This is a genomic window from Microbacterium limosum (assembly GCF_036324365.1).
GTDB lineage: Bacteria > Actinomycetota > Actinomycetes > Actinomycetales > Microbacteriaceae > Microbacterium > Microbacterium limosum.
This window is the reverse complement of sequence record NZ_CP137080.1, coordinates 1551286-1573318: the sequence shown is the minus strand read 5'-3', so window position 1 is coordinate 1573318 and position 22033 is coordinate 1551286. Positions and strand designations below refer to the sequence as shown.

Below are 22033 nucleotides of genomic sequence, written 5' to 3'. Positions count from 1 at the left end.
CGAGGCGGGAGCGGCGACGGGCGGCGGCGGGTCAGGGAAGCGGTGTGTTCCGGTCGCCGATGCGCGACGTGTCGATCGTGTCGTGAGCCCCCCGGGCGAGCCCGAGCAGGAAGCCGGCGCCCCAGGCGATGTGCATCGTGGGCAGCACGGCGAGCGTCCAGAGCTTGTCGCGCAGGCCCCGCCCGCCGCCGGGACCGACCGCCACGACGGCCACCAGGGCGGCATACGCCGCGAGTGGCAGGTACACGATGCTCGCGGCCAGCGCGATCCATCCCGTCAGCACCCGTGTTGCCTGGAGCGTTGCGACGACCAGCGAGAGCGCGATCGTGATGACCAGCGCGGGGGGTGCGAAGAAACGGAGCGAGTTGCGCCGGCCGTACCGTCGTACCAGCTCGCCGCGCCACGACCCGGTGGCACGGAACTGGCGGGCCAGGCGCGCCCAGCTCTCGCGGGGCCAATACGTCACGGCGAGCGTCGGGTCGAACCACACCGTGTAGCCGGCCGCCCGGATACGGAGGTTCAGCTCCCAGTCCTCGCCGCGTCGGATCGACTCGTCGAACAGGCCGACCTCGTCGAGCACCGCTCTGCGCATCACTCCGAGGTAGGCCGATTCGGCCTCGCCCTCTCGCGTACCGCCGTGATAGGCGCCTCCGCCGAGACCGATGGGCGAGTTGTAGGCGCGGGCGACAGCCCGTTGGAAGGGCGTACGGCCGTCCGCACGCATGACTCCGCCGACGTTGGCGGCTCGCGTGCGCTCCAGCGTGCGCAGGGCACGGCGGGTGTAGTCCGGGGCCAGCTCGGAGTGGGCGTCGACGCGGACGATCGTCGGGTAACGGCTGGCGGCGATCGCGAGGTTCAGGCCGCGCGGAATGTCCGCTTCCGGGTTGTCCACGAGGGTGATCCGGGGGTCTGCGGCCGCGAGCGTCCTCGCCAGCTCGGTGGTGCCGTCCGTCGATGGCCCGAGCGCCAGGATCGCCTCGGCGGGGCCGTCGAGCTGTTGCGTCAGCACGGTGCGCACGGCGGCTTCGAGGTAGTTCCGCTCGTTCAGAACGGGCATGACGTACGACACGCCCGCGCCCGGAGGCACGACGGGTGCGTCGCGTCGTCGCGGCGGCCGCCGTGTCGTCCCGGGCTCATGCATCGATCGATCATCCCACGGGAGCGGAGATGGCCGTCGGTAGGGTGGAGGGATGGGAATCGTGTCGGATGCACGCAAGGCGGCTGCGCTGCTGAGGAAGGCGGTGGCGGCGCGGTCGGCCGTGCGCAGCGTCCGTCAGACCCTCGCGCACACGCCCCCGCATCCGTCGAACCGCTATCGGATCGCCGTGTACTTCGCCGACGGCGAGGTGAACATGTACCAGATGCGGCAGTGGTACAAGCCGCTCCAGGAGCTGGCCGCGCGCTGGCCCGTCGTCGTCCTGGCGCGCTCCGCGACGGGTGCGCGGGCCCTGCTGGCCGACGATGCCCTGCCGGTCGCGTTCGTGCCGACGGTGCGAGACCTCGAGCGGGCCATCCAGAGCCAGGACATCCGCGTGGTGTTCTACGTGAACCAGAACACGCGGAACTTCCAGATGTTCCGCTACGGACGCCGGTGGCACGTGTTCATCAACCATGGCGAGTCCGACAAGATGTACATGACCACGAATCAGTACAAGGCCTACGACTTCGCCTTCATCGCGGGGCAGGCGGCCCGCGACCGGCTCGAGCGCGTGCTCTGGGACTACGACTTCGACCGCCGCGCGATCGAGATCGGACGGCCCCAGGCCGACCACTACTCGGGTACGCCCCCCTACACGCCCGATGACCGAACGGTGGTGCTCTACGCGCCCACCTGGGAGGGTGATCGGCCCTCGGCCCACTACGGCTCCATCCGCAGCCACGGCGAGGCGCTCGTCGCGCCCCTTCTCGCATCGGGCAGGCACCGCGTGATCTACCGCCCGCACCCGCGCAGCGGCGTCGTCGACAGCGAGTACGGCGAGGCGAATCGCCGCATCATCGCCGCGCTTCGGGCCGCGAATGCGGCCGACCCGCGCGCTCAGCACGTGTTCGATGACGGCCCAGAGCTCGGATGGCAGCTTTCTGCGGCCGACGTCGCAATCGTCGACATCTCGGCGATGGTCTACGACCGTCTCGCCGCAGGCAAGCCACTGCTCATCACGCGGCCGGTCGACGAGGAGGCCGTGATCGACACGCACGGATACCTCTCGGACTGCGAGTGGCTCACCGCGGAGGCCGCGGGGCGTGTGACCGAGGAGGTCGAGCGGGTTGTCGCGGATCCCGAGAGCACACGTCGACTCGCGGAGTGGGTGCGGCGCTACTTCGGCGACCCGGCGCCGGGGGCAGCCACGGCGAAGTTCCACGCGGCGGTCGAATCCCTCATGCGGGAGTGGGAGTCGTGGCACGACGGCGCTGCGCGGCGCGGCGACGATGAGGAGCCCGAGGAAGCCGAGCTCGACGAGACGACGATCTCCTAGCGGGGGCGGGGAGTCGCAGCGGCCTGGTCAGTCGTCGTCGTCGGGCGGTGCGATCGCGCGGGGGCTCCGACGCAGCGTGTCCGCGACGCCGCCCACCCGGCGCCCCGCCCGCCCGATGCCGCGCGCCGCCGCCGTTGCGCCCCCTGTCATCGCGCCGCCGGCGCGGCGGAGGGAGGACAGGGCGGCGCGTTCTGCGCGCTGGGCCCCCGGGCGCGGCTCGAGGTCCTCGGGCAGGGCGATCGGGGGAGCACCGAACGCCCGGCGTGAACCCGTGAGCACGCGCCGGCCCAGGATGTGGTTTCCCGCCGCTCCGACGGCGGCGCCCACGCCGAAGGGAAGGGCTTTGCCGAGCCACGACGCGCCGCCGCGCGCCGCGAACTGGCGGATGAACGCCCCCTTGAGGCGATCGACGAGGGGCCCCATGGCCGCGCGCGGTAGGGTCTTCGTGACCATCTCGCCCCAGTAGGCCGAGCGGCTCGCGCCACGGCCCGACGCCTGTCCGGCGAGCTGCGCGACGAGGTCGACGCCCTCCTTGCCGAGCATGAGGGTGAGCACGAGTGCGCGCGCCCGGTCGGGGTCGGAGACGGCGATGCCGTGCACCTCGGCGACGGATTGCGCGAAGAGGGTCGTCGACTCGAGGAAGCCGACCGTCTCGACACCGGACAGCGCCAACGTGATGCCTGTTCCGATGCCGGGCACGACGGCGGTCGCGCCGACCGCCGCGCCGCCCGTCGTGACGGCGGCGAGATAGCGCCGCTCCAGCATCGTGATGATCTGAGCCGGGCCGGCGCCGGGGTGCCGGAGCCGGATGCTGCGGATGTGCGCCACGACGACCGGTCGCTGTATCGCGAGCACCCGATCCAGCGCACGGATCATGAGCGGATGCTCGGCGGAGCCGACCGGGGGCAGACCGCCCTCCCACGCCGCTCCGTGGGGCAGCGAGTGGATGCGGTGGATCTCGTCACTCATGGGTGTCGACGGATCTCGGCGGCATCCATCAGACGTACTGGTTCGCCCGCTCCAGGTCTTCCGCGAAGTCGACCTCGACCGCGTACAGATCGGAGATGTCGAGGGGCTGCAGGCGCAGACCGTTCTCGATGATGGCGAACTCGAGACCGCGCTCGAAGTAGTCCTGGTCGTCGACGCGGCCCAGCTGCTGGATGAGGGTCTTCTTGTCTGCCGCGGCGATGTAGTTGATGCCGACGGCTTCACCGATCCCGCCGCGAACGGTCTTCGACAGCGCGCTGATGAGACCGCGGTCATCGACCGTGTACTTGACCTCTTCGTCGCTCACCTTCGCGGTGTTGACGGTGACGAACGACTGCTCGCGCTCGATGAGGTCGACGGCGCGGCCGAGCACGCGGGGGTCGAACACGACGTCGCCGTTCATCCAGAGCACGCCGGCCCGGCCCGTCGCCTTGAGGGCTCGCAGCAGCGACTTCGACGTGTTCGTCTGGTCGTACCGGTCGTTGTAGACGTAATCGACGTCAGGGAACGCCTCGACGATGGTCTCGGCGCGATATCCCACGACGGTCGTGATGCGCGCATCGTCGCCGAAGGCGGCGCGGATGTTGTCGTGCTGCTGACGCATGATGCTGCGGCCGTCGCTGAGCGCGGTGAGGGGCTTGGGCAGGCTGCGGCCCAGCCGCGAGCCCATGCCCGCGGCGAGGATCACGATCTGGTGAGTCATGGTGCTCCTGGGAGTGTGCGCTGTGTGTGGTGTGACCGCTCATGAACCGTTGCGGTTCGTGTGTTCAACGTCGATTCATCGACGCGACACCCCGTTGTGCCTCCTGCATGGTATCGAAGCCCCCTGAGAAGGGGCAGAATATGCCGCCTCCGTTGCGCCATCGTGACAACTGCGTCATCATGCGCCTCGGTCGCCCCGCGCGGAGCGCCGAGGCTGCCCCCCGCGCCGGTGCGAACCCGACGGGGTTGATACGTTGGGACGGTGACCGCCTCGAGCTCAGACCCGCGTGATCCGTCCGACGAGCCCGACGCGTCGGCGCCCGCACCGGACGCGTCCGTGGACGATGCCGGATCGAGCGCGGAGAAGTCGACGCCACCTCCCCGCAAGCGCCCCGCGCGAACGCCGACGGGCGAGAAGAAGCCCGCCGCGCCGCGTGCGCCCCGGGCGCCCCGTGTGACGGCCGCGAGCGGCGGGGCGAAGCCGGAGAAGTCGGGTGCCGGGGCGGCGGCCAAGAAGCCGCGTGCCGCCACGGCTCCCCGCAAGCCCCGGTCCGGTGCGGCATCCGGTAAGTCCGGGTCCGGTGCGGCGTCCGGTAAGTCCGGGGCCGGTGCGGCGCCCAGGAAGCCGCGTGCGGCGGCGGTGCCGAAGAAGACGGACCTTCCCACGCCCGAATCGAGTGCGTCCGCCCCCTCCCCGGCTGACGACGAGAGCACGGGCGTCGTATCGGCGCTTCCGCCGCTTCCGCCGCTTCCGCCGTTGAGCGCTGCGGAGGCGGCCCGGCTGAAAGCCGCGGTCCCTGGCGAGGCGCTCGCGGCCGAAGGCATCCCGGCGGGCACGGGCGAGAAGGACGACGCGGGTCGAGCCGACGCCGATGAAGAGCCGTCGGGGACGGCTGCGCCGGTCATCGCACCGGACATCGCGGTGGTGGCGGAGGGCGAAGGCGAGGATGTCGAGGCCGATACAGCTGCCGAGCCCGTCCCGGACACGGTGGCGATTGCGCGGCAGCCCCGCGCGGGGCGCGAGGATGCGGCCCCCGGGCCTGAGCCCGAGACGAAAGCCGAGGGTTCCGACGAGGCGCCGGTCGCGGACGTCTCAGCCGTAGACGCCACCGCCGCGACGGACGCGGATGTGGCGGCGGAGTCAGCCGCAGAGGGGGTGGCGACCGCGGATGCGGACTCCGACAGCCCCGCCATCGCGATGACGGCGGTGACCAAGCGATTCGGCGGGCACACCGTGCTCGACGCCATCGATCTCACAGTTCCCGCGGGCAGCTTCTTCGGGCTCGTCGGCCCGAACGGGGCGGGCAAGACCACGTCCTTGTCGATCATGGCGGGCCTGCTGCGAGCGGATGAGGGCACCGTCGAGATCGCGGGCGTGGATGCCGCGGCCGACCCCCGCGCCGCGAAGGCGAAGCTCGGGGTGCTGCCCGACCGGCTGCGAACCTTCGACCGCCTCAGCGGCCGTCAGCTGCTGTACTACTACGGCGTGCTCCGGGGGCTGCGCCCCGCGGTCGTGAACGACCGGATCGCCGACCTCGCGCGCGTCTTCGACCTTCGCGATGCGCTGGCGCGCTCGGTGTCGGATTACTCGGCGGGGATGGTCAAGAAGATCATGCTGGCCGGCGCGATGATCCACTCGCCGCGCGTGCTGATCCTCGACGAGCCGTTCGAGGCCGTCGACCCCGAGTCGTCCGACATCATCCTGGACATCCTCCGCAGCTACGTCGAGCACGGCGGAACGGTCGTGCTCTCCAGCCACGGCATGGGTCTGGTGGAACGGGTCTGCACGCGTGTCGCGGTGATCGTCGATGGCAGGGTCCTCGCGCAGGGCACCGTCGACGACGTGCGCGGCGACCTCACGATGGAGCAGCGTTTCATCGAACTCACCGGCGGGCTCGACGACGCGGAGGGCCTGGAGTGGCTGCACAACTTCTCCGACTGAGGATCTCCCTGCTGCTGGCGTCGGCGCGCGGCGATCGGCGGGCGGCCGTGCGCTCGGTCCTCGGCGGCGTGCTTCTCGGCCTCGGCGCCGTCCTGATCTGGCCGCTCGCGGGCGCGCTCTCGCGCGAGAGCGGCGCGCTGACGACCTTCGCGGTGCTCCTCGGGACGGCGGTGACGGCGTCCTTCTTCCTCATGCCCGTTCTCACGAGAGCGGAAGACCCCCTCGACCCCCGCCGCTTCGCCGTCATCGGAGTCGCGCCGTTGCCACTCGCGGCGGCCGTCTTCGGGGCGTCGTTCCTGAGTGTCCCCGTGGTCGCGACGGCGATCGCGGCGGCGGGCATCGCGGCATCCGCGGGCCTCGGGGTCGTGACGGCGGTCCTCGCCGTTCTCATCGCTCTCGCGACGGCGGTGGGTGCAGCGAGGCTCGGCTTCGCCCTCGCCGCCCAGCTCCCGCGACGGCGGCGGCCCAGCCTCGTCGTCGTGGTCGCCGTGCTGCTCGCCGCCGCCCCCGCTGCGGCGGCGGTCGGCGCCCTCACCGGCGTGCCGCCCACGGGCGCAGTGGATGCCGCGGCATCCGCCCTCGTCGTGTCCCCGCTCGCCGCACCGTGGGCGCTCCTCTCCGGCGGCGGCGACGCCTGGGCGGTCGCGGTGATCACCCTCGTCGTCACCCTCGCGGCGTGGGCCGCGGTGACCGTCGGCCTGCTGCGGGCTCCCGCGAGGCGCCCCGTGCCGCGCCGGGCCGGCCTCGGCTGGTTCGGCGTGATGCCGGGAAACCCCGCGGGCGCGATCGGCGCGCGCAGCATGATCTATTGGCTCCACGACCGGCGCTATCTCACGAACATCGCGATCGTCCCCGTGGCGGCGCTGCTCGTGACGCTGCCTCCGTTGGTCGCGGGGGTTCCGGCCGAACTGGTCGCGCTCATCCCCGTTCCGCTCGCCGCGCTCTTCCTCGGATGGCTGCCGCACGACGACGTCGCCTACGACCACACGGCGATATGGATGCACGTCGCGGCGGGCGTGCGCGGCGCGGCGGATCGTGCGGGCCGGCTCGTGCCGATCCTCCTCTTCGGCACACCCGTCCTCGTGGTCGGGGCGGTGCTCGCGTCGACGCTGTCGGGCCAGGCCGACCTGCTTCCCGCCCTGCTCGGGGTCTCCGCCGCCCTCTTCCTCGGCGGGCTCGGCCTGTCGAGCATCGCGTCGGCGCTCGCGCCCTATGCCGTCACCCGGCCGGGCGACAGCCCCTTCCGGCAGCCGCAGCGCGCGGGGTCCTCCGGGGTGTGGTCGCAGGCGCTCGTGCTGCTGGGCGCCCTTGCCGCGGCGGCACCGTCGCTGTGGTGGGGCGTTCGCGCGCTGTCGGGCGATGCCGGCGCGGCAGACGCGGCGCTGGCGCTCGGACTCGGGGCCGGGCTCGTGCTGCTCGTGGCCGGCATCTTCGCGGGCGGAGCCATCTTCGCGCGGAGGGGCACGCGCCTGCTCGAGCACGCCGAGATGGTCTGATCCGCCCCCGTCCCGCGGGCCCGCCGCTAGACTCTCGATTCATGAGCACGCCCACCGGAACCCCCGACGAAGGGGGCATCGCGACCCTCGACCGTGAGCTCGAAGAGCTCATCCGCGAGGAGAGCGTCGAGCCCGGCGATCACGAGCGCTTCTCTCACTACGTCAAGAAGGACAAGATCCTCGAGTCGGCCATGACGGGCAAGCCGGTGCGCGCCCTCTGCGGGAAGAAGTGGACCCCCGGACGCGACCCGGAGAAGTTCCCGGTCTGCCCCACCTGCAAGGAGATCTACGAGTCGCTGCTGACCTGACCGCCGGGCTCAGCGCTCCAGGAAGACCGTCGGCAGGGCCGGGTCCGACTTGCTCAGCGCGAGCGCCTGCACGGGAAGCTCGGCGCGAGCGGTGGCGTGATGGGCGCGCGCGGACCGCGTTCCCTCGGCCCCGAGATGGGCGGAGTCGGCCTCGCCTGCCACGACGAGGGGCACCTGCAGCGCACGCGCATCCGGATGCCGTGAGGCGTCGTCACGCGACCGGGTGCCGTCCGACACGGTGACGAGCTCCTGCACGGCGTGGGCGCCCTCCCGCACCCGGAACGCCGCCTTGCGTCCGCCCGCGGACGCCTTGGCGGCGGATGCCTTGGACACGGCGACCCAGCCGCCGCTCGCGTCCTCCCTCGCTACGAGCTTGTAGACCATGCCCGCCGTGGGGTGTCCCGAACCCGTCACGACGGAGGTGCCGACACCGTAGGCGTCGACGGGGGACGCCGCGAGTGCGGCGATCGCGTACTCGTCGAGGTCGCTCGTGACGGTGATGCGCGTTCCGCTGGCGCCGAGCGCGTCGAGCTGTGCGCGCACCGCGGCGGCCATGGCGGGCAGGTCGCCGGAGTCGATGCGGACGCCGCCGAGGCCCGGGCCCGCGACCCGGACCGCGGTCTCCACGCCGCGCGCGATGTCGTACGTGTCGACGAGGAGGGTCGTGCCCGCGCCGAGCGCCGCGACCTGCGACCGGAACGCCGACTCCTCGTCGTCGTGCAGGAGCGTCCACGCGTGCGCCGCGGTCCCCATCGTGGGGATGCCCCATGTGCGTCCCGCCTCGAGGTTGCTCGTCGCGCCGAACCCCGCGATGTACGCCGCCCGCGCGGCGGCGACGGCGGATCGCTCGCCGGCTCGCCGGGACCCCATCTCGGCGAGGGGGCGCTCGCCCGCGGCGACGCTCATGCGGGCGGCCGCCGTCGCGACGGCGGAATCGTGGTTGAGCACGCTGAGGGCGAGGGTCTCCAGCACGACGGCATCGGCGAAGGTGCCCTCGACCGTGAGGACGGGGGAGCCGGGGAAGTACAGCTCGCCCTCGCGGTACCCGCTGATGTCGCCGCGGAAGCGGTAGCCGGCGAGGAAGGACAGGGTCGCGGCATCCACGATCCTCTCGTCGCGGAGGAAGCGGAGCTCGTCGTCGCCGAATCGGAAGTCCCGCAGGAGCGAGAGCAGGCGGCCGGTGCCCGCCACGACCCCGTACCGGCGGCCACCGGGCAGGCGCCGGGCGAAGAGCTCGAAGACGCAGCGTCGCTGCGCGGTGCCGTCCTTCAGTGCGGCGTCGAGCATCGTGAGCTCGTAGCGGTCCGTGAGCAGGGCGGTGGCGGCCGTCATGTCGGTCACTTTACGGCGCTCGCGAGGCCGGGATGCCGATGCGACCGCGGGTAGGGTTGATGACCATGAACGGCGCGCCGATCGGGATCTTCGACTCGGGGGTCGGCGGACTCACCGTCGCCCGGGCGATCGGCGATCAGCTGCCCCGCGAATCGCTCGTTTACATCGGCGACACGCTGCACTCGCCGTATGGCCCGAAGCCGATCGCCGATGTGCGGCGCTACTCGCTCGAGGTGCTCGACACGCTCGTCGCGCAGGGCGTGAAGATGCTCGTGATCGCGTGCAACACGGCATCGGCCGCCGTACTGCGCGACGCGCGCGAGCGCTACGACGTGCCCGTGGTGGAGGTCATCGGCCCCGCCGTGCGCACCGCGATATCGACGACCCGCAACGGGCGCATCGGCGTCATCGGCACGCAGGGGACGATCGGGTCGGGCGTGTACCAGGACATGCTCGGCGTCGACGAGCGGCTCACGGTCTTCGCCCGCGCGTGCCCCCGCTTCGTGGAGTTCGTCGAGGCGGGGGTCACCGGGTCGGGCGAGCTGCTGAGGGTCGCGGAGGAGTATCTCGCCCCGTTGCGGGAGGCCGACATCGACACCCTCGTGCTCGGCTGCACCCACTACCCCTTCCTCAAGGGCGCCATCAGTTACGTGATGGGGCCGGCGGTATCGCTCGTCTCGAGCGACGTGGAGACGGCGAACGACGTGTACCGCGAGCTCGTCACCCGAGACCTCCTCACCGACGACTCGGGCGCCCCATCGCACGTCTACGAGGCGACCGGGGATTCCGCGGGCGCCTTCATCGACCTCGCGAATCGCCTGCTGGGCCGCGAGGTGCAGAGCGTGCGCCTCGTGCAGACCGGGGCGATCGACCTGCCCCACCCGGCGTGACCCGCACGTCCGGGCACGACGACCACGAGACATCCGAGAACCACGAGAGGGATCCCCACGAGATGACCGACACCACGCGCGCCGACGGCCGCACCCCCGACCAGCTGCGGCCCGTGACGATCGAGCGTGGCTGGAGCGCTCACGCGGAGGGATCGGCCCTCATCAGCTTCGGCGGCACGAAGGTGCTGTGCACGGCGTCGTTCACGAACGGGGTGCCGCGCTGGCTCACCGGCAAGGGCAAGGGCTGGGTGACGGCGGAGTATGCGATGCTGCCGCGCGCCACGAACAGCCGGAACGACCGCGAGAGCGTCAAGGGCAGGATCGGCGGCCGAACCCACGAGATCTCGCGCCTGATCGGGCGTGCCCTGCGCTCGGTCGTCGACACGAAGGCGCTCGGTGAGAACACGATCGTCATCGACTGCGATGTGCTGCAGGCTGACGGGGGAACCCGCACGGCGGCCATCACCGGCGCTTATGTCGCGCTGGCGGATGCGATCGAGTGGGGCCGCGAGAAGAAGTTCATCGCGCAGCGCTCGTCGGTGCTGGTCGACTCGGTCGCGGCGGTCTCCGTCGGCATCATCGACGGCGAGCCGATGCTCGACCTCGCCTACGTCGAGGACGTGCGCGCCGAGACCGACATGAACGTCGTCGTGTCGGGGCGCGGCCTGTTCGTGGAGGTGCAGGGAACCGCGGAGGGCGCGCCCTTCGACAAGCGCGAGCTCGACGCCCTGCTGGATCTCGGCGTGGCAGGATGCGCCGACCTGCGGGTGGCGCAGCTGGCGGCCCTCCAGCCCGACGCGGGCGAGTGACGACGATGACGCACGCCGATCCCGGCGCCGGCCCCCGGCGGCGCGTCGTGCTCGCCACGCACAATGCGCACAAGGTCGCGGAGTTCGCCGCGATCGTGGCGGCGACCCGTCCCGACCTCGAGGTCGTCGGCTACGACGGACCCGAGCCCGTCGAGGACGGCACGACCTTCGCCGCGAACGCTTTGATCAAGGCGCGCGCCGCGGCATCCCACACCGGACTGCCGGCGCTGGCCGACGACTCCGGCATCTGCGTCGACGTGCTGGGCGGATCGCCGGGCGTGTTCTCGGCGTACTGGGCGGGCCACCGGAAGGATGCCGAGGCCAACCTCGCCCTGCTGCTCGACCAGCTCTCGGACATCGCCGATCCGTACCGCGGGGCGTGCTTCGTCTCCACGATCGCGCTCGTCGTCCCGTCGGCGGACGGCGACGAGGAGGCGAGCGAGCACGTCGTCGAGGGAGTGTGGCCGGGGCGCGTCGCGCTCGCTCCCTCCGGCGACGGTGGTTTCGGTTACGACCCGGTCTTCGTGCCCGATGGGCAGGAGGGCGGCGCGGAACGAACGGCGGCCGAGCTCTCGGCGGCGGAGAAGAACGCGCAGTCGCATCGCGCCCGGGCCTTCGCCGCACTCGCGCCGCTGCTGGAGGCGCTACCCCGCTGACCCGGGGGTCGGCGGCGATCCGCGGGTCAGTCCTCGCGCACGACCTCGTCGGAGGGGACGTCGGCGCGCACGCCCCTCCACCGGGCGTGGCGCAGGATGCCGCCCGGTGTCCACTCGGCGAACTCCACCTCGCCGACGACGACCGGCTGCACCCAGTGCGCATCGGAGGCGTCGGCGGCGGGCACGTCGGCGAAGGGACACCGTTCGGTGCGCAGCGGCTCGAGCGTGCTCGCCAGCTGCGCGAGAGCGCGCTCCGAGAACCCGGTGCCGACCCGCCCGGCGTAGTGCAGCCCGCGCTCGTCGTGCACGCCGACCAGCAGGGAGCCGATCGAGCCGCGCCGCCCGCCCTTCCCCGGACGGATGCCGCCGACGACGACGTCCTGCGTGCGGGTCAGCTTGACCTTCAGCCAGGCCTCGGTGCGGATGCCGCGGCGATACGGCGCGGCGGGATCCTTGACCACGATCCCCTCGAGCGCGAATTCGCGCGCCGTGTCCAGAGCGGCATCGACGTCGTCCACGACCGGCGGGATGCGCACCGTCTCGCCGGGGCTGAGCGATCCCTCGAGCAGTTCGCGTCGACGGTGAAGAGGAAGCGCCGCGGTGTCGGCGCCGTCCCGCTCGATGACGTCGAAGAGGTAGTAGGTGACGGGGGTTCGGGACGTCTCGCGTGCGATGTCGGCGTCTCGCGCGAGGTTCATGCGGTTCTGCAGGAGGGGGAAGCTCGGGCGACCGGTCTCGTCCAGGGCCACGAGCTCGCCGTCGACGACGAGCGGCACCGATCCGAACACGGCGGGTGCCGCGGCCGTCACCTCCGGATAGCGCGCGGTGACGTCGGTGCCCGTGCGCGTCAGCAGGCGCAGCGACGACCCGTTCCACACGCCGATCGCGCGGATGCCGTCCCACTTGAACTCCACCCAGGGCGCCGTGCCGGCGGCCTCGGCGGTGCGCCTCGCGGTGGCCCTCGCGATGCCGGGAGTCGCGGATGTCGCGAGCATCGGCGTATGGCGGCCGGCGTCCGGCGGAGGCGGGCCGGCGGTAGGAGCGGGCGGCGACTCGGGATCCGGAGCGGACGGCGGCTCGGGTCCCGGGACGGACGGCTCGGCAGTCGCACCGAGTCCCGCATGGTCGGCGGGTTCGACGGGAGCGCCGTCGGGCTGGGCGCGGCCCGCGGCATCCGTCTTCATGCGGTGCAGCAGCCACGTCGACTTCTCGCCGGCGCCGTCGGTGCGGATGAGGGCGAGGCGCACGGTGCCGAGCGGGCCACCGGGGCGCCCCTCGAGCGTGGCGATCACCTCGTCGTCGCGCCACTTCTCGAGGTCGTACCGGCCCTCGTCCCAGATCGTCATCGTGCCCGCGCCGTACTGCCCCGCGGGGATGACGCCGGAGAACGAGGCGTACTCCATCGGGTGGTCCTCGGTCTGCACCGCGAGGTTGTTGCGGGCGCTCGTGGGGGGCACGCCCCGCGGGACGGCCCAGCTGGCGAGCACGCCGTCCCGCTCGAGGCGCAGGTCCCAGTGCAGGCGCGACGCGTGGTGCTCCTGGATGACGAAGCGGGGCCGCTCCTCCGGCCGGGCGGGCCGGCCCGTCGGCTCCGCGGGCACGGGCTCGGGGGTGCGGCCGGCGTCGCGCTTGGCGATGTAGGCGGCGAGGGGGCCACCGGTGCCGAGGCCGGGTGCACCGAGCGCCGCGAGCGGATCGCCGTCGGCCTCGGCGCGCTCGAGCACCTCGGAGAAGAGCAGGTGGCGCAGCCCCGCATCCTCCAGCTCCGCCCACGTGCGCGGCGCCGCCACGGTCGGCTCCGGCCGTCCCCGCAGCGAGTACGGCGCGATGGTCGTCTTGGAGCCGTTGTTCTGGCTCCAGTCGATGAAGACCCGGCCGGGCCGGAGGGCCTTGCTCATGGCGCTCACGACGAGGTCGGGATGATCCGCCTCGACCGCGCGGGCGAGCTCCTTCGCGAACGCCGTGATCTGGTCGCTCGTCTGCTCGCCGGGAAGGGCCGCGTAGAGGTGGATGCCCTTGCTGCCGCTCGTGACGGGATGCGCCGCCATGCCCATCCCCGCGAGGATGTCGCGGCACACCCGCGCCACCTCCGCGCACTCCGCGAGCCCGACGCCGGGGCCGGGGTCGAGGTCCAGCACGAGCCTGTCGGGATTGGCCCGCTCGCCGTCCGCACGGAAGCGCCACTGCGGAACGTGGAGCTCGAGGCTCGCCACCTGCGCGAGATAGACGAGCGCCGCGACATCCGTCACCAGCGGGTAGTCCTTCGGTCCGCCCGAGTGCGCGATGCTCTGCCGGGGCAGCCAGTCGGGGGCGCCGGGCTCGAGGTCCTTGGCGAAGAAGGCCTCGAGCGGCTCCGCCGCCGTGCCCACGCCGTCGGGCCAGCGCTTCCGCGTGACCGGGCGCCCGGCCAGGTGCGGGATCATCCACCCGGCGATGCGCGAGTAGTAGTCGATGACCTCGGCCTTGGTCGTCCCCGTCTCGGGGTACAGCACCTTCTCGAGGTTCGTCACACGCAGGCGGCGGCCGCCGATCTGCACGATCTGCTCGCCCGCCACGCCCTCACGCTACCCGGCCGCGGCCCAGCCGGACGTGCCGCCGCGGCCCCGTGCACCTCGGCGTCGAGGCGGGGTGGATGCCGTCGGGCTCGATTTGCGGGGAAGGAAGCGGTTGACTGTGGGAGTGAGAGCCATCTGGAAGGGCGCCATCGCGTTCGGACTCGTCAACGTGCCGGTCAAGGTCTACGCCGCGACCGAGGATCACGACGTCTCGCTGCATCAGGTGCACAGCAAGGACGGTGGACGCATCCGCTACCAGCGCATCTGCGAGATCGACGGCGAGGTGGTTCCCTACGCCGACATCGACCGCGCCTACGACGACGGCGAGCGCACGGTCGTGCTCGGCAAGGAGGACTTCGACGCGCTGCCCTCCGAGCGCAGCCGCGAGATCGAGGTCGTGGAGTTCGTGCCCTCCGAGCAGGTCGATCCCATCATCCTCGACCGCTCGTACTACCTCGAACCCGATTCGGCGTCGCCGAAGGCCTACGTGCTGCTGCGCAAGACGCTCGAGCAGACCGACCGCACCGCCATCGTGCGTTTCACGCTCCGCCAGAAGACGCGCCTCGCGGCGCTGCGCGTGCGCGGCGACGTGCTCGTGCTACAGACGCTGCTGTGGGCCGACGAGGTGCGCGAGGTCGCGTTCCCGGCGCTCGACGAGCCCGTGAAGATCTCGGCGAAGGAGCTCGAGCTCTCGGCGAGCCTCGTCGACAGCTTCGCCGACGACTTCGACCCCGGGCAGTTCGTCGACGAGTACCAGCGCGAGCTGCGGACGCTCATCGAGGCGAAGCTCGAGCGGGGCGATGCGCTCGACACCTCCGAGACCTTCGGGGAGCAGGAGGAGGGCGAGAAGGGCGGCGAGGTGATCGACCTCATGGAGGCGCTGCGCGCGAGCGTGGAGCGCTCCCGCGCGGCCCGGGGCGAGGGTAAGGGTGCCGCGGCATCCGACTCGTCGTCCGGGAAGTCGGCCAAGGCCGAAAAGCCCAAGAAGAAGGCGTCGAAGGCGTCGTGAGTCCGCGCCCGCCGTGACCGGCGGGAGGGGTCAGCGGTCGGTCGTCGTGGGATCCTTGCCCTCGTCGCCGACCTCGGGGGCCTTGTCGAACACCTCGGGGTCGAGCACGAGCTCGCGGGCCTCGGCGTCGTCGGTCACGACGTCCTCTCCGGCCTCGGCGGCGCGGCGCGCCTTGCGGCGCTCGGAGAGGTAGTGCCAGAGCGTCACGACCGCGGTGCCGCCGACGGCGACGAGCAGGATCACGTCGATGTACTCGGTGACGATGTCTCGAACGCCGGGGATGTACCCGATGAGGTAGCCGAACATCGTCAGGCCGAAGCCCCAGAGCACGGCGCCGATGAGGTTGTAGAGGGTGTACTTGCCCTTGTGCATGTGGCCGACGCCGGCGGCGACGGGTGCGAAGGTGCGCACGATCGGCACGAACCGGGCGAGGATGATCGTCAGCCCGCCGAAGCGCTCGAAGAACGCGTTGGTGCGCTCGACGTTCTTGACGCTGAACAGGCCGGATTCCTTGCGTTCGAACACCGCCGGGCCGGCCTTGTGCCCGATGAGGTATCCGACTTCGCCGCCGACGAACGCGGAGACGCCGATGAGGAGCGCGACCCACCAGGCGCTGAGCCCGAAGACGCCGTTGGGAGCGATGGAGGTGGAGTGCGAGAGCAGCCCGGCGATGATGAGGAGCGTGTCGCCCGGCAGCAGGAAACCGACCAGCAACCCCGTCTCGGCGAAGACGATGAAGCAGACCACGACGAGGGCCCAGGGCCCAGCCCACTCGATGATGGCGGCGGGGTCGAGCCAGGGGATGAGGGCTGCAGGCTGCACGTGATGTTCCCGTCGGTGCTGGGCGGGTGGCTATGTGATGCGGGTGCCATCGTCGGCGGCCGCGTGCGGAAGGTGGGACTTGAACCCACACGCCCGGAGGCACAGGAACCTAAATCCTGCGTGTCTGCCAATTTCACCACTCCCGCGGGTGCGCTCATTCTAACGGGAGCCTCCCGCCCCGTCCGGGTTCGGCGGCTGTGGATAACTTGCGAGGCCCGGGCCGAGGTTTGGGCAGGATGACCTCGTGTCTGCTCGTGCCCTGCTCGCCTCGCCCTCCGGGGTCGTGCTGCTGGAGCGCACACGGGACCGGCTGCGGGGGGAGTCGGTCGATCCGGCACAGGAGCCGGAAGCGGCCGCTGCGATCGCGCGGGCCGAGGTGCGTCGTCACAACGACATCGCGCATGCCCGGGGGTGGGAGCCGGTGGCGGACGAGCACGAGCTCGTCCGGGAGCTGCTGGCGGGTATCGGAGGATTCGGCGAGCTGCAGCGCTACCTCGATGATCCGGGTATAGAGGAGATCTGGATCAACTCTCCGCGCGATGTCTTCGCCGCGCGCGACGGCGTGGCCGAGAGGCTGCCGATCCGGCTGGATGACGCGCGCGTGCGCGACCTCGTCGAGCGGATGCTCCACGCGAGCGGACGACGGGTCGACCTGAGCCAGCCCTTCGCGGATGCGTCGCTGCCGGACGGCTCGCGGCTGCACGTCGTGATCCCCGACATCACGCGTCGCCACTGGGCGGTGAACATCCGGAAGTTCCCCGCGGCATCGCGCGACCTGGATGCGCTCGTGGCTCTCGGATCGCTCGACCCCGCGCACGCCGAGATCCTTCACCACGCCGTCGCGGCGGATGCCAGCATCCTCGTCTCCGGGCCGACGCACGCGGGCAAGACGACCCTGCTCGGCGCCCTGCTGGCCGCCTGCGCGCCGCACCGGCGCATCGTCACCGTCGAGGACACGTTCGAGCTGGCCGTCGACGCGCCCGACCTCGTCGCGCTGCAGGGACGGGTGGCGAACCTCGAAGGAACGGGCGAGGTGACGCTCCGTCGGCTCATCAAGGAGGCGCTGCGGATGCGACCGGACCGGCTCGTCGTCGGCGAGGTGCGGGATGCCGAGGCCCTCGACCTCGTCCTCGCCCTGAACACGGGCCTGCCCTGTCTCGCGTCGATCCATGCCAACTCCGCGGCCGACGCCATCGACAAGCTCGCCGCGCTCCCGCTCCTGGCGGGCAGGAACATCGACGCCTCCTTCACGCTCCCGGCGATCGCCCGTGCACTGGATCTGGTCGTGCACTGCACGCGGCTGCCGGGCGGCTCCCGGCGGGTGACCGAGATCGTCCGCCCGACGGGCGAGATCCGCGACGGCCGGGCGGACATCGAGGTGGTCGCATGACGGCCGTGTGGGGCGGCCTGCTCGCTGTCGGTGCGCTCCTCGTGACAGCACCGTGGCTGTGGCCCCGCCGGTCGGATCGCCACGACGCCGGTCGAGGGCGGCTCGGGCGCCTACTGGACGAGGCAGGGCTAGCGCATGTGCGCGTGCGGGTGCTGGTGGCCGCGTCACTGGCGGTCGGTGCGCTGGCGGGAGTCCTCGCCGCCGCAGTGCTGGGGGTGGCGATCGTCGCGGTCACGGCGGGGTGCGCGGGGGCGGTCGCGCCGTACGCGTGGCTGCGCGCCCGGCGCGCGGCGCGGCGGCGCCGGCGACGGGCCGTGTGGCCCGATGTCTGCGAGCACATCGTCGCGGGCGTGCGGGCCGGGCTTTCGGTGACCGACGCCGTCTCCGCGCTCCAGGCGACAGGCCCGGAGGTGCTCCGCCCCGCATTCGCCCGCTTCGCGCTCGACATGGCGGCCTCGGGCAACGGCGACTCGAGCCTCGTGCGTCTCAAGACGGCACTCGCCGATCCGGTCGCGGATCGGATCATCGAGACGCTGCGGATGGCCCGACAGGTGGGCGGGACGAAGCTCGGCACGGTGTTGCGCGCCCTTGCGTCGTCGGTGAGGGAGGAGGCCGCGCTGCGCGCCGAGGTGGATGCCCGGCAGTCCTGGGTGCGTGCCGCCGCCGCGCTGGGGGTGATCGCACCGTGGGTCGTGCTCGTCCTGCTGGCCTCCCGGCCCGAGGGGGCCCGCGCGTACTCGAGCCCCGAGGGGATCCTGCTCGTGCTGGGCGGCGCGGCCGTGTCGGTGGTCGCGTACCGGCTCATGCTGCGGCTGGGCCGCCTGCCCGAGCAGGCGAGGTGGTTCGCGTGACCCTCGGCATCCCGACTTCCGCGGTCTGGGCGCTGCCGCTCGGAGCGGCGCTCGGCGCAGGCCTGTGGTGCATCGTCGCGGCGGTGCCGCGCTGGCGTGCGCCCGCGTTGCAGATACGAGTCGCCCGCTACATCCGTGACATCGGCGATGCGCTCGGGACGACGCCGTGGGAGAGCGCCGGCGGGTGGCCCGGCGACGCGCCTCCCACGCTTCGCGGCCTGCTTCGGGCACTCTCCGATCGCGGGGGCGCCGCGTTGGGAGATCCCGCCGTGCTCGCCCGGCGCCTCGGGCAGGCGGGCAGGGAGCGGAGCGTGTCGGAGTTCCGTGCGCGGCGCCTCGCATGGGGGCTGGCAGGGCTGCTCGTGGGAGCCGCTGCCTGGGTGGCGCTTGCGCTGATGGGACGCGGATTCCCCGGGCTCGCCGTGCTCCCCGCCGTGACCGCGATGATCGCCGTCGTCCTGTGCGATGCCGAGCTTCAGCGCGCCGCGCGGCGTCGCGGTCAGCGCATGAGGGAGGAGCTGCCGACGGTGCTGGAGCTGCTGAGCCTGTCGCTGTCGGCGGGCGAGGGTCTCCGCGATGCGCTGCGCCGCGTCGCGGCATCCGGCTCCGGTGAGCTCAGCGCTGAACTTCGGCGTGTCGTGTTCGATGTCGACACCGGCTCCTCGCTCACCACCGCGCTGCGGGCCCTGACCGAACGGGCGTCGCTGCCCCCGCTGACGCGTGCTACCGACCAGCTCGTGGCGGCGCTGGAGCGCGGCGCGCCGGTGGCGGAGGTGCTCCATGCGCAGGCGCACGACGCGCGCGAGGACTTCCGGCGTGCGCTGATCGAGCGGGCGGGCCGCGCGGAGATCGCCATGCTCTTCCCTCTCGTCTTCCTCATCCTTCCCCTGTCCGTCATCTACGCCGTCTTTCCGGGTGTGGTGCTGCTCAGGCTCGGCGTCGGCTGATGCCCGCCGGTCGGATCGCTCCGTTCAGAAAGGAACCCTCATGACCGAACCCGCTCCCCGCGTCCGCCCGTCGCGGCTGACGCGCACCCTGCGGCTGCTCGAGGCGCGGGTGCGTGCCGCGGCATCCGAAGAGCGCGGCGACGTGCCCGGCTGGGTGCTGATAACGCTGATGACCGCGGGGCTCGTCGTCGTGATCTGGGCGCTCGCGGGGCCCGCCCTCGGCGCCCTGTTCGAACAGGCCATCTCCCGCGTGGCGGGGTTCTGACCGCGCTCATGGCCATCGCCCCGCCTTCCGCGCGCACGTCAGAGGATGCCGGGGCCGCGGCCGTCGAGTTCGTCCTGGTAGGGCTGCTGCTGACCTTCCTGACGCTCGGGGTGATCCAGCTGGGCGTGGCCGTGTACGTCCGCAACGTCGTGCACGACGCGGCGGTCGAGGGCGCGCACCGCGGCGCGCTCGCGGATGCGTCACCCGCCGAGGGCGCGCAGCGCACGCGCGAGCTGATCGGGCGGGCGGTCGGCGAGTCGTTCGCGCAGGAGGTGAGCGCGCAGCGCAGCGGCGAGCTCGGGTACCCGACCGTGCGGGTGACCGTCCGGGCGCGCCTGCCGCTCGTGGGGTTGCTGGGCCCGGCTGCCGGCATGGAGGTGCAGGCGCATGCGCCGCTCGAAAGCTTCGACTGATTCCTCGGACGCGGGCTCTGCGCCGCTGGAGTTCATCGCCGTGGGCCTTCTCCTGCTCGTGCCGCTGGTGTACTTGGTGCTCGCCGCCGCAACCCTGCAGGCGCATGCGCTCGGAGCCGAATCCGCCGCCCGGCACGTCGCCCGGGCGATCGCGCAGGCCGACGGCATCCGCTCCGCCGACGCCCGCGCGGGAGCGGTGCTCGCGACGACCGCGAGGGAGTACGGAATGGATGCCTCCGCCGTCGTCCTCTCGATCTCCTGCGAGCCCGCCGCGCCCTGCCCCGCCGCGGGGGCGACGGTGCGTGTGGACGTGCGAACGCGGGTCGCGCTGCCGCTCGTGCCTCCGGTCTTCGGGCTGGAGCGCATCGTCTCGCTGCCCGTGGAGGCCACGGCGATGCAGAAGGTCTCTCGGTTCTGGGGTGCCTCGTGACGGGTCGCTCAGACCGACCGGGGCGCGTCCGCGCGTGCAGGCGGGACGAAGGGGGCTCGGTCATGCTGCTGACTCTCGGGTACGCCCTCCTCACGATCGCCGTCGTGCTCGTGTGCCTGAACGCCACGAGCCTCTACCTCGCCCAGAAGCGGGTGGACGCGATCGCGGACGCCGCGGCCCTCGCGGCGGCGGACGGGTTCGACCTCGTGCTCTGGGACGGTGTGCCCCGAGCGGTGCTGCACGACGGGGGAGTGCGTGGGCAGGCGGCGTCGATCGTCGACGCGCACGGACGCGCGGCGCGGCTCGTGCGGGCGTGGACGCCGGACGGCGTGTCGGCACGCGTGACGGTGTCGGACACGTGGCATCCGGTGGTCTTCAGCGTGTTCGTCCCGGGCGGCGTGGCGCTCGAGTCCACGGCGACGAGCCGCACCGCGGCGCGGTGACCGCGCCCGTGCGGCGGCCTCAGCCGCGCCGCGGCGAGAACCGCGGGATGAAGCGCGTCAGCGCGACGGCCCCGACGAGCCCGATGACCCCCACGAGCGCGACGGCGCCCGAGATCGACCACACCGCCGTCACCCCGGAGACGAGCAGCGGCGTCGCGGCGCCCCCGGCATCCGTCAGGGTCCGCCACGACCCGAGGTAGGGCGCCGGATTCGCGGGCGGCGCGGTGTCGGCCCCGAGGGTGAGCAGGATGCCGCTGGAGAGCCCGTTGCCGACGCTCACGACCATCGCGAAGACGGCGAACCAGACGTCGGCGTCGGCGAGATCGTGCGTGGCCGACAGCGCCAGGAAGCCGAGGCCCATGAGCGTCATCGCCGGGAGGGCGGCCCACAGGCGGCCGAAGCGGTCCATCACCTGGCCGCTCGCGTAGAACAGGGCGAAGTCGATCGCGCCCGAGATGCCGACGACGAGGGCGATCGTCGCGGCGTCCAGCCCGATCGAGACGCCCCACAGGGGCAGCACCAGCTGGCGCGCCGAGCGCACCGCCGACACCGACGCCGCCGCGAGCCCCAGGCGCGCCAGCACGTCGCGATGCGCCCACATGGTGCGGAACACCCCGGCGCGCGACTGCGTGGGGATCGATCCCGTGACCGGCTCGCCCGAGTCCTCGCCGCCATCGGCGTGACGGGAGTAGCGGGAGTGCCCGGCGGGCGGGGTGGCTGTGCTGCGCGCGGCGAGCTGCGCTTCCGGATCGGGACCCAGCAGGACGAGCAGCACGCACGCGATGAGACACACGCCGAAGAACCAGACGGCGGCGCGCTCGTCGTCGAAGAGCAGCAGCAGGGCGGCCGCCGCGAACGGGCCGGCGAACAGCCCGAGCCGGAACGTTCCGCCCAGCAGCGATAGCGCGCGGGCGCGGAACACCAGCGGCACCCGCGTCGCCATGAACGAGTGGCGCGCGAGGCCGAACGCCGCGGCGCAGAAACCCACGATGAGCACGGATGCCGCGAGCACGCCGATGTTCGGCGCCCAGAGCAGTCCCGCCACGCCGGCGAGCGCCACCACTCCGGCCGCCGCCATCGTCGCGCGCTCACCGAACCGCGCCACTGCCCAGCCGGCGGGGATGTTGCCCACGAGCTGGCCGACGACGAGCGCCGAGGCGACGAGGCCGGCGACGGCGATGTCGGCGCCCAGCCGAGCTGCCATCACCGGCAGCAGCGGCAGCACGGCCCCCTCGCCGAACGCGAAGAGCACCGTGGGGCCGTAGATCATGGGGGCGAGGCGGCCGACGACCGCCCCGATCCGAGCCCTGTC

22 protein-coding genes and 1 tRNA gene are annotated in these 22033 nt (G+C 72.5%); 15 read left to right on the top strand and 8 right to left on the bottom strand.

The window, feature by feature from the left end:
- Positions 1-31: 31 nt before the first annotated feature.
- Positions 32-1141: a glycosyltransferase family 2 protein gene (locus tag RYJ27_RS07665; protein ID WP_330169743.1), complete on the bottom strand. Its 1110-nt coding sequence runs from the start codon at positions 1139-1141 to the stop codon at positions 32-34.
- 49 nt (positions 1142-1190) lie between these two features.
- On the opposite strand from RYJ27_RS07665, the gene RYJ27_RS07660 reads away from it, so the two are divergent.
- Positions 1191-2474, top strand: coding sequence for a CDP-glycerol glycerophosphotransferase family protein (locus RYJ27_RS07660; RefSeq protein WP_330169742.1), 1284 nt, complete (start codon positions 1191-1193; stop codon positions 2472-2474).
- A 27-nt stretch (positions 2475-2501) separates the two neighbouring features.
- Here RYJ27_RS07660 and RYJ27_RS07655 read toward each other — a convergent pair whose 3' ends face one another.
- Complete coding sequence (locus RYJ27_RS07655; RefSeq protein ID WP_330169741.1) at positions 2502-3443, bottom strand: hypothetical protein; 942 nt, start codon at positions 3441-3443, stop codon at positions 2502-2504.
- Positions 3444-3471: 28 nt separating this feature from the next.
- Positions 3472-4164 (bottom strand): phosphocholine cytidylyltransferase family protein, encoded by a 693-nt coding sequence (locus RYJ27_RS07650; RefSeq protein ID WP_330169740.1) that lies wholly within the window; start codon positions 4162-4164, stop codon positions 3472-3474.
- Positions 4165-4425: 261 nt separating this feature from the next.
- Here RYJ27_RS07650 and RYJ27_RS07645 point away from each other — a divergent pair, with 261 nt between their 5' ends.
- From RYJ27_RS07645 to RYJ27_RS07635, 3 genes are read left to right on the top strand one after another with little or no spacing between them, the layout of a single operon-like run.
- The gene (locus tag RYJ27_RS07645; RefSeq protein WP_330169739.1) at positions 4426-6105 is read left to right on the top strand and encodes an ATP-binding cassette domain-containing protein; all 1680 of its coding nucleotides are present in this window, start codon (positions 4426-4428) and stop codon (positions 6103-6105) included.
- Positions 6081-7601 (top strand): hypothetical protein, encoded by a 1521-nt coding sequence (locus RYJ27_RS07640; protein WP_330169738.1) that lies wholly within the window; start codon positions 6081-6083, stop codon positions 7599-7601. The genes RYJ27_RS07645 and RYJ27_RS07640 overlap by 25 nt, the downstream gene beginning before the upstream one ends.
- A 41-nt stretch (positions 7602-7642) precedes the next feature.
- Entirely contained in the window at positions 7643-7909 is a 267-nt protein-coding gene (locus tag RYJ27_RS07635; RefSeq protein WP_330169737.1) for a DUF3039 domain-containing protein, read from the top strand.
- 9 nt (positions 7910-7918) lie between these two features.
- Here the strand turns inward: RYJ27_RS07635 and RYJ27_RS07630 are convergent, their stop codons facing one another.
- On the bottom strand, positions 7919-9241 hold the full coding sequence (locus tag RYJ27_RS07630) for a nicotinate phosphoribosyltransferase (RefSeq protein WP_330169736.1): 1323 nt from the start codon (positions 9239-9241) through the stop codon (positions 7919-7921).
- A 65-nt stretch (positions 9242-9306) separates the two neighbouring features.
- Here RYJ27_RS07630 and murI point away from each other — a divergent pair, with 65 nt between their 5' ends.
- From murI to rdgB, 3 genes are all read left to right on the top strand, one after another.
- The gene (gene murI / locus RYJ27_RS07625; RefSeq protein ID WP_330169735.1) at positions 9307-10131 is read left to right on the top strand and encodes a glutamate racemase; all 825 of its coding nucleotides are present in this window, start codon (positions 9307-9309) and stop codon (positions 10129-10131) included.
- Between the two features lie 62 nt (positions 10132-10193).
- On the top strand, positions 10194-10940 hold the full coding sequence (rph, locus tag RYJ27_RS07620) for a ribonuclease PH (protein WP_330169734.1): 747 nt from the start codon (positions 10194-10196) through the stop codon (positions 10938-10940).
- A gap of 5 nt (positions 10941-10945) precedes the next feature.
- Entirely contained in the window at positions 10946-11596 is a 651-nt protein-coding gene (rdgB, locus tag RYJ27_RS07615) for an RdgB/HAM1 family non-canonical purine NTP pyrophosphatase (protein ID WP_330169733.1), read from the top strand.
- 26 nt (positions 11597-11622) lie between these two features.
- Here the strand turns inward: rdgB and RYJ27_RS07610 are convergent, their stop codons facing one another.
- On the bottom strand, positions 11623-14151 hold the full coding sequence (locus RYJ27_RS07610; RefSeq protein ID WP_330169732.1) for an ATP-dependent DNA ligase: 2529 nt from the start codon (positions 14149-14151) through the stop codon (positions 11623-11625).
- 124 nt (positions 14152-14275) lie between these two features.
- Here RYJ27_RS07610 and ku point away from each other — a divergent pair, with 124 nt between their 5' ends.
- On the top strand, positions 14276-15160 hold the full coding sequence (ku, locus tag RYJ27_RS07605; protein ID WP_330169731.1) for a non-homologous end joining protein Ku: 885 nt from the start codon (positions 14276-14278) through the stop codon (positions 15158-15160).
- Between the two features lie 30 nt (positions 15161-15190).
- Here ku and RYJ27_RS07600 read toward each other — a convergent pair whose 3' ends face one another.
- Positions 15191-15982, bottom strand: coding sequence for a DedA family protein (locus tag RYJ27_RS07600; RefSeq protein ID WP_330169730.1), 792 nt, complete (start codon positions 15980-15982; stop codon positions 15191-15193).
- A gap of 64 nt (positions 15983-16046) precedes the next feature.
- A tRNA-Leu gene (locus RYJ27_RS07595) sits at positions 16047-16128 on the bottom strand.
- Between the two features lie 98 nt (positions 16129-16226).
- Between RYJ27_RS07595 and RYJ27_RS07590 the strand changes: the two genes are divergently transcribed.
- The 7 genes from RYJ27_RS07590 (at position 16227) to RYJ27_RS07560 (ending at position 20721) form a co-directional block, all read left to right on the top strand.
- A complete protein-coding gene (locus tag RYJ27_RS07590) occupies positions 16227-17372 on the top strand; it encodes a TadA family conjugal transfer-associated ATPase (protein WP_330169729.1) in 1146 nt (381 codons plus the stop codon).
- Entirely contained in the window at positions 17369-18223 is an 855-nt protein-coding gene (locus RYJ27_RS07585; protein WP_330169728.1) for a type II secretion system F family protein, read from the top strand. The genes RYJ27_RS07590 and RYJ27_RS07585 overlap by 4 nt, the downstream gene beginning before the upstream one ends.
- A complete protein-coding gene (locus tag RYJ27_RS07580; RefSeq protein ID WP_330169727.1) occupies positions 18220-19170 on the top strand; it encodes a type II secretion system F family protein in 951 nt (316 codons plus the stop codon). The genes RYJ27_RS07585 and RYJ27_RS07580 overlap by 4 nt, the downstream gene beginning before the upstream one ends.
- Before the next feature lie 40 nt (positions 19171-19210).
- Positions 19211-19435, top strand: coding sequence for a hypothetical protein (locus RYJ27_RS07575; RefSeq protein ID WP_330169726.1), 225 nt, complete (start codon positions 19211-19213; stop codon positions 19433-19435).
- An 8-nt stretch (positions 19436-19443) separates the two neighbouring features.
- Entirely contained in the window at positions 19444-19848 is a 405-nt protein-coding gene (locus tag RYJ27_RS07570) for a TadE/TadG family type IV pilus assembly protein (RefSeq protein WP_330169725.1), read from the top strand.
- The gene (locus tag RYJ27_RS07565) at positions 19823-20278 is read left to right on the top strand and encodes a TadE family protein (protein WP_330169724.1); all 456 of its coding nucleotides are present in this window, start codon (positions 19823-19825) and stop codon (positions 20276-20278) included. The genes RYJ27_RS07570 and RYJ27_RS07565 overlap by 26 nt, the downstream gene beginning before the upstream one ends.
- Before the next feature lie 62 nt (positions 20279-20340).
- Complete coding sequence (locus RYJ27_RS07560; RefSeq protein ID WP_330169723.1) at positions 20341-20721, top strand: pilus assembly protein TadG-related protein; 381 nt, start codon at positions 20341-20343, stop codon at positions 20719-20721.
- 19 nt (positions 20722-20740) lie between these two features.
- Here RYJ27_RS07560 and RYJ27_RS07555 read toward each other — a convergent pair whose 3' ends face one another.
- The gene (locus RYJ27_RS07555; protein WP_330172016.1) at positions 20741-21991 is read right to left on the bottom strand and encodes an MFS transporter; all 1251 of its coding nucleotides are present in this window, start codon (positions 21989-21991) and stop codon (positions 20741-20743) included.
- Positions 21992-22033: the final 42 nt, after the last annotated feature.

Coding starts and splice junctions, on each gene's coding strand:
- RYJ27_RS07665 (WP_330169743.1), bottom strand. CDS start 1,141: ATGCATGAGCCCGGGACGACACGGCGGCCGCCGCGACGACGCGACGCA.
- RYJ27_RS07660 (WP_330169742.1), top strand. CDS start 1,191: ATGGGAATCGTGTCGGATGCACGCAAGGCGGCTGCGCTGCTGAGGAAG.
- RYJ27_RS07655 (WP_330169741.1), bottom strand. CDS start 3,443: ATGAGTGACGAGATCCACCGCATCCACTCGCTGCCCCACGGAGCGGCG.
- RYJ27_RS07650 (WP_330169740.1), bottom strand. CDS start 4,164: ATGACTCACCAGATCGTGATCCTCGCCGCGGGCATGGGCTCGCGGCTG.
- RYJ27_RS07635 (WP_330169737.1), top strand. CDS start 7,643: ATGAGCACGCCCACCGGAACCCCCGACGAAGGGGGCATCGCGACCCTC.
- RYJ27_RS07630 (WP_330169736.1), bottom strand. CDS start 9,241: ATGACGGCCGCCACCGCCCTGCTCACGGACCGCTACGAGCTCACGATG.
- murI (WP_330169735.1), top strand. CDS start 9,307: ATGAACGGCGCGCCGATCGGGATCTTCGACTCGGGGGTCGGCGGACTC.
- rph (WP_330169734.1), top strand. CDS start 10,194: ATGACCGACACCACGCGCGCCGACGGCCGCACCCCCGACCAGCTGCGG.
- rdgB (WP_330169733.1), top strand. CDS start 10,946: ATGACGCACGCCGATCCCGGCGCCGGCCCCCGGCGGCGCGTCGTGCTC.
- RYJ27_RS07585 (WP_330169728.1), top strand. CDS start 17,369: ATGACGGCCGTGTGGGGCGGCCTGCTCGCTGTCGGTGCGCTCCTCGTG.
- RYJ27_RS07575 (WP_330169726.1), top strand. CDS start 19,211: ATGACCGAACCCGCTCCCCGCGTCCGCCCGTCGCGGCTGACGCGCACC.
- RYJ27_RS07570 (WP_330169725.1), top strand. CDS start 19,444: ATGGCCATCGCCCCGCCTTCCGCGCGCACGTCAGAGGATGCCGGGGCC.
- RYJ27_RS07565 (WP_330169724.1), top strand. CDS start 19,823: ATGCGCCGCTCGAAAGCTTCGACTGATTCCTCGGACGCGGGCTCTGCG.
- RYJ27_RS07560 (WP_330169723.1), top strand. CDS start 20,341: ATGCTGCTGACTCTCGGGTACGCCCTCCTCACGATCGCCGTCGTGCTC.
- RYJ27_RS07555 (WP_330172016.1), bottom strand. CDS start 21,991: ATGATCTACGGCCCCACGGTGCTCTTCGCGTTCGGCGAGGGGGCCGTG.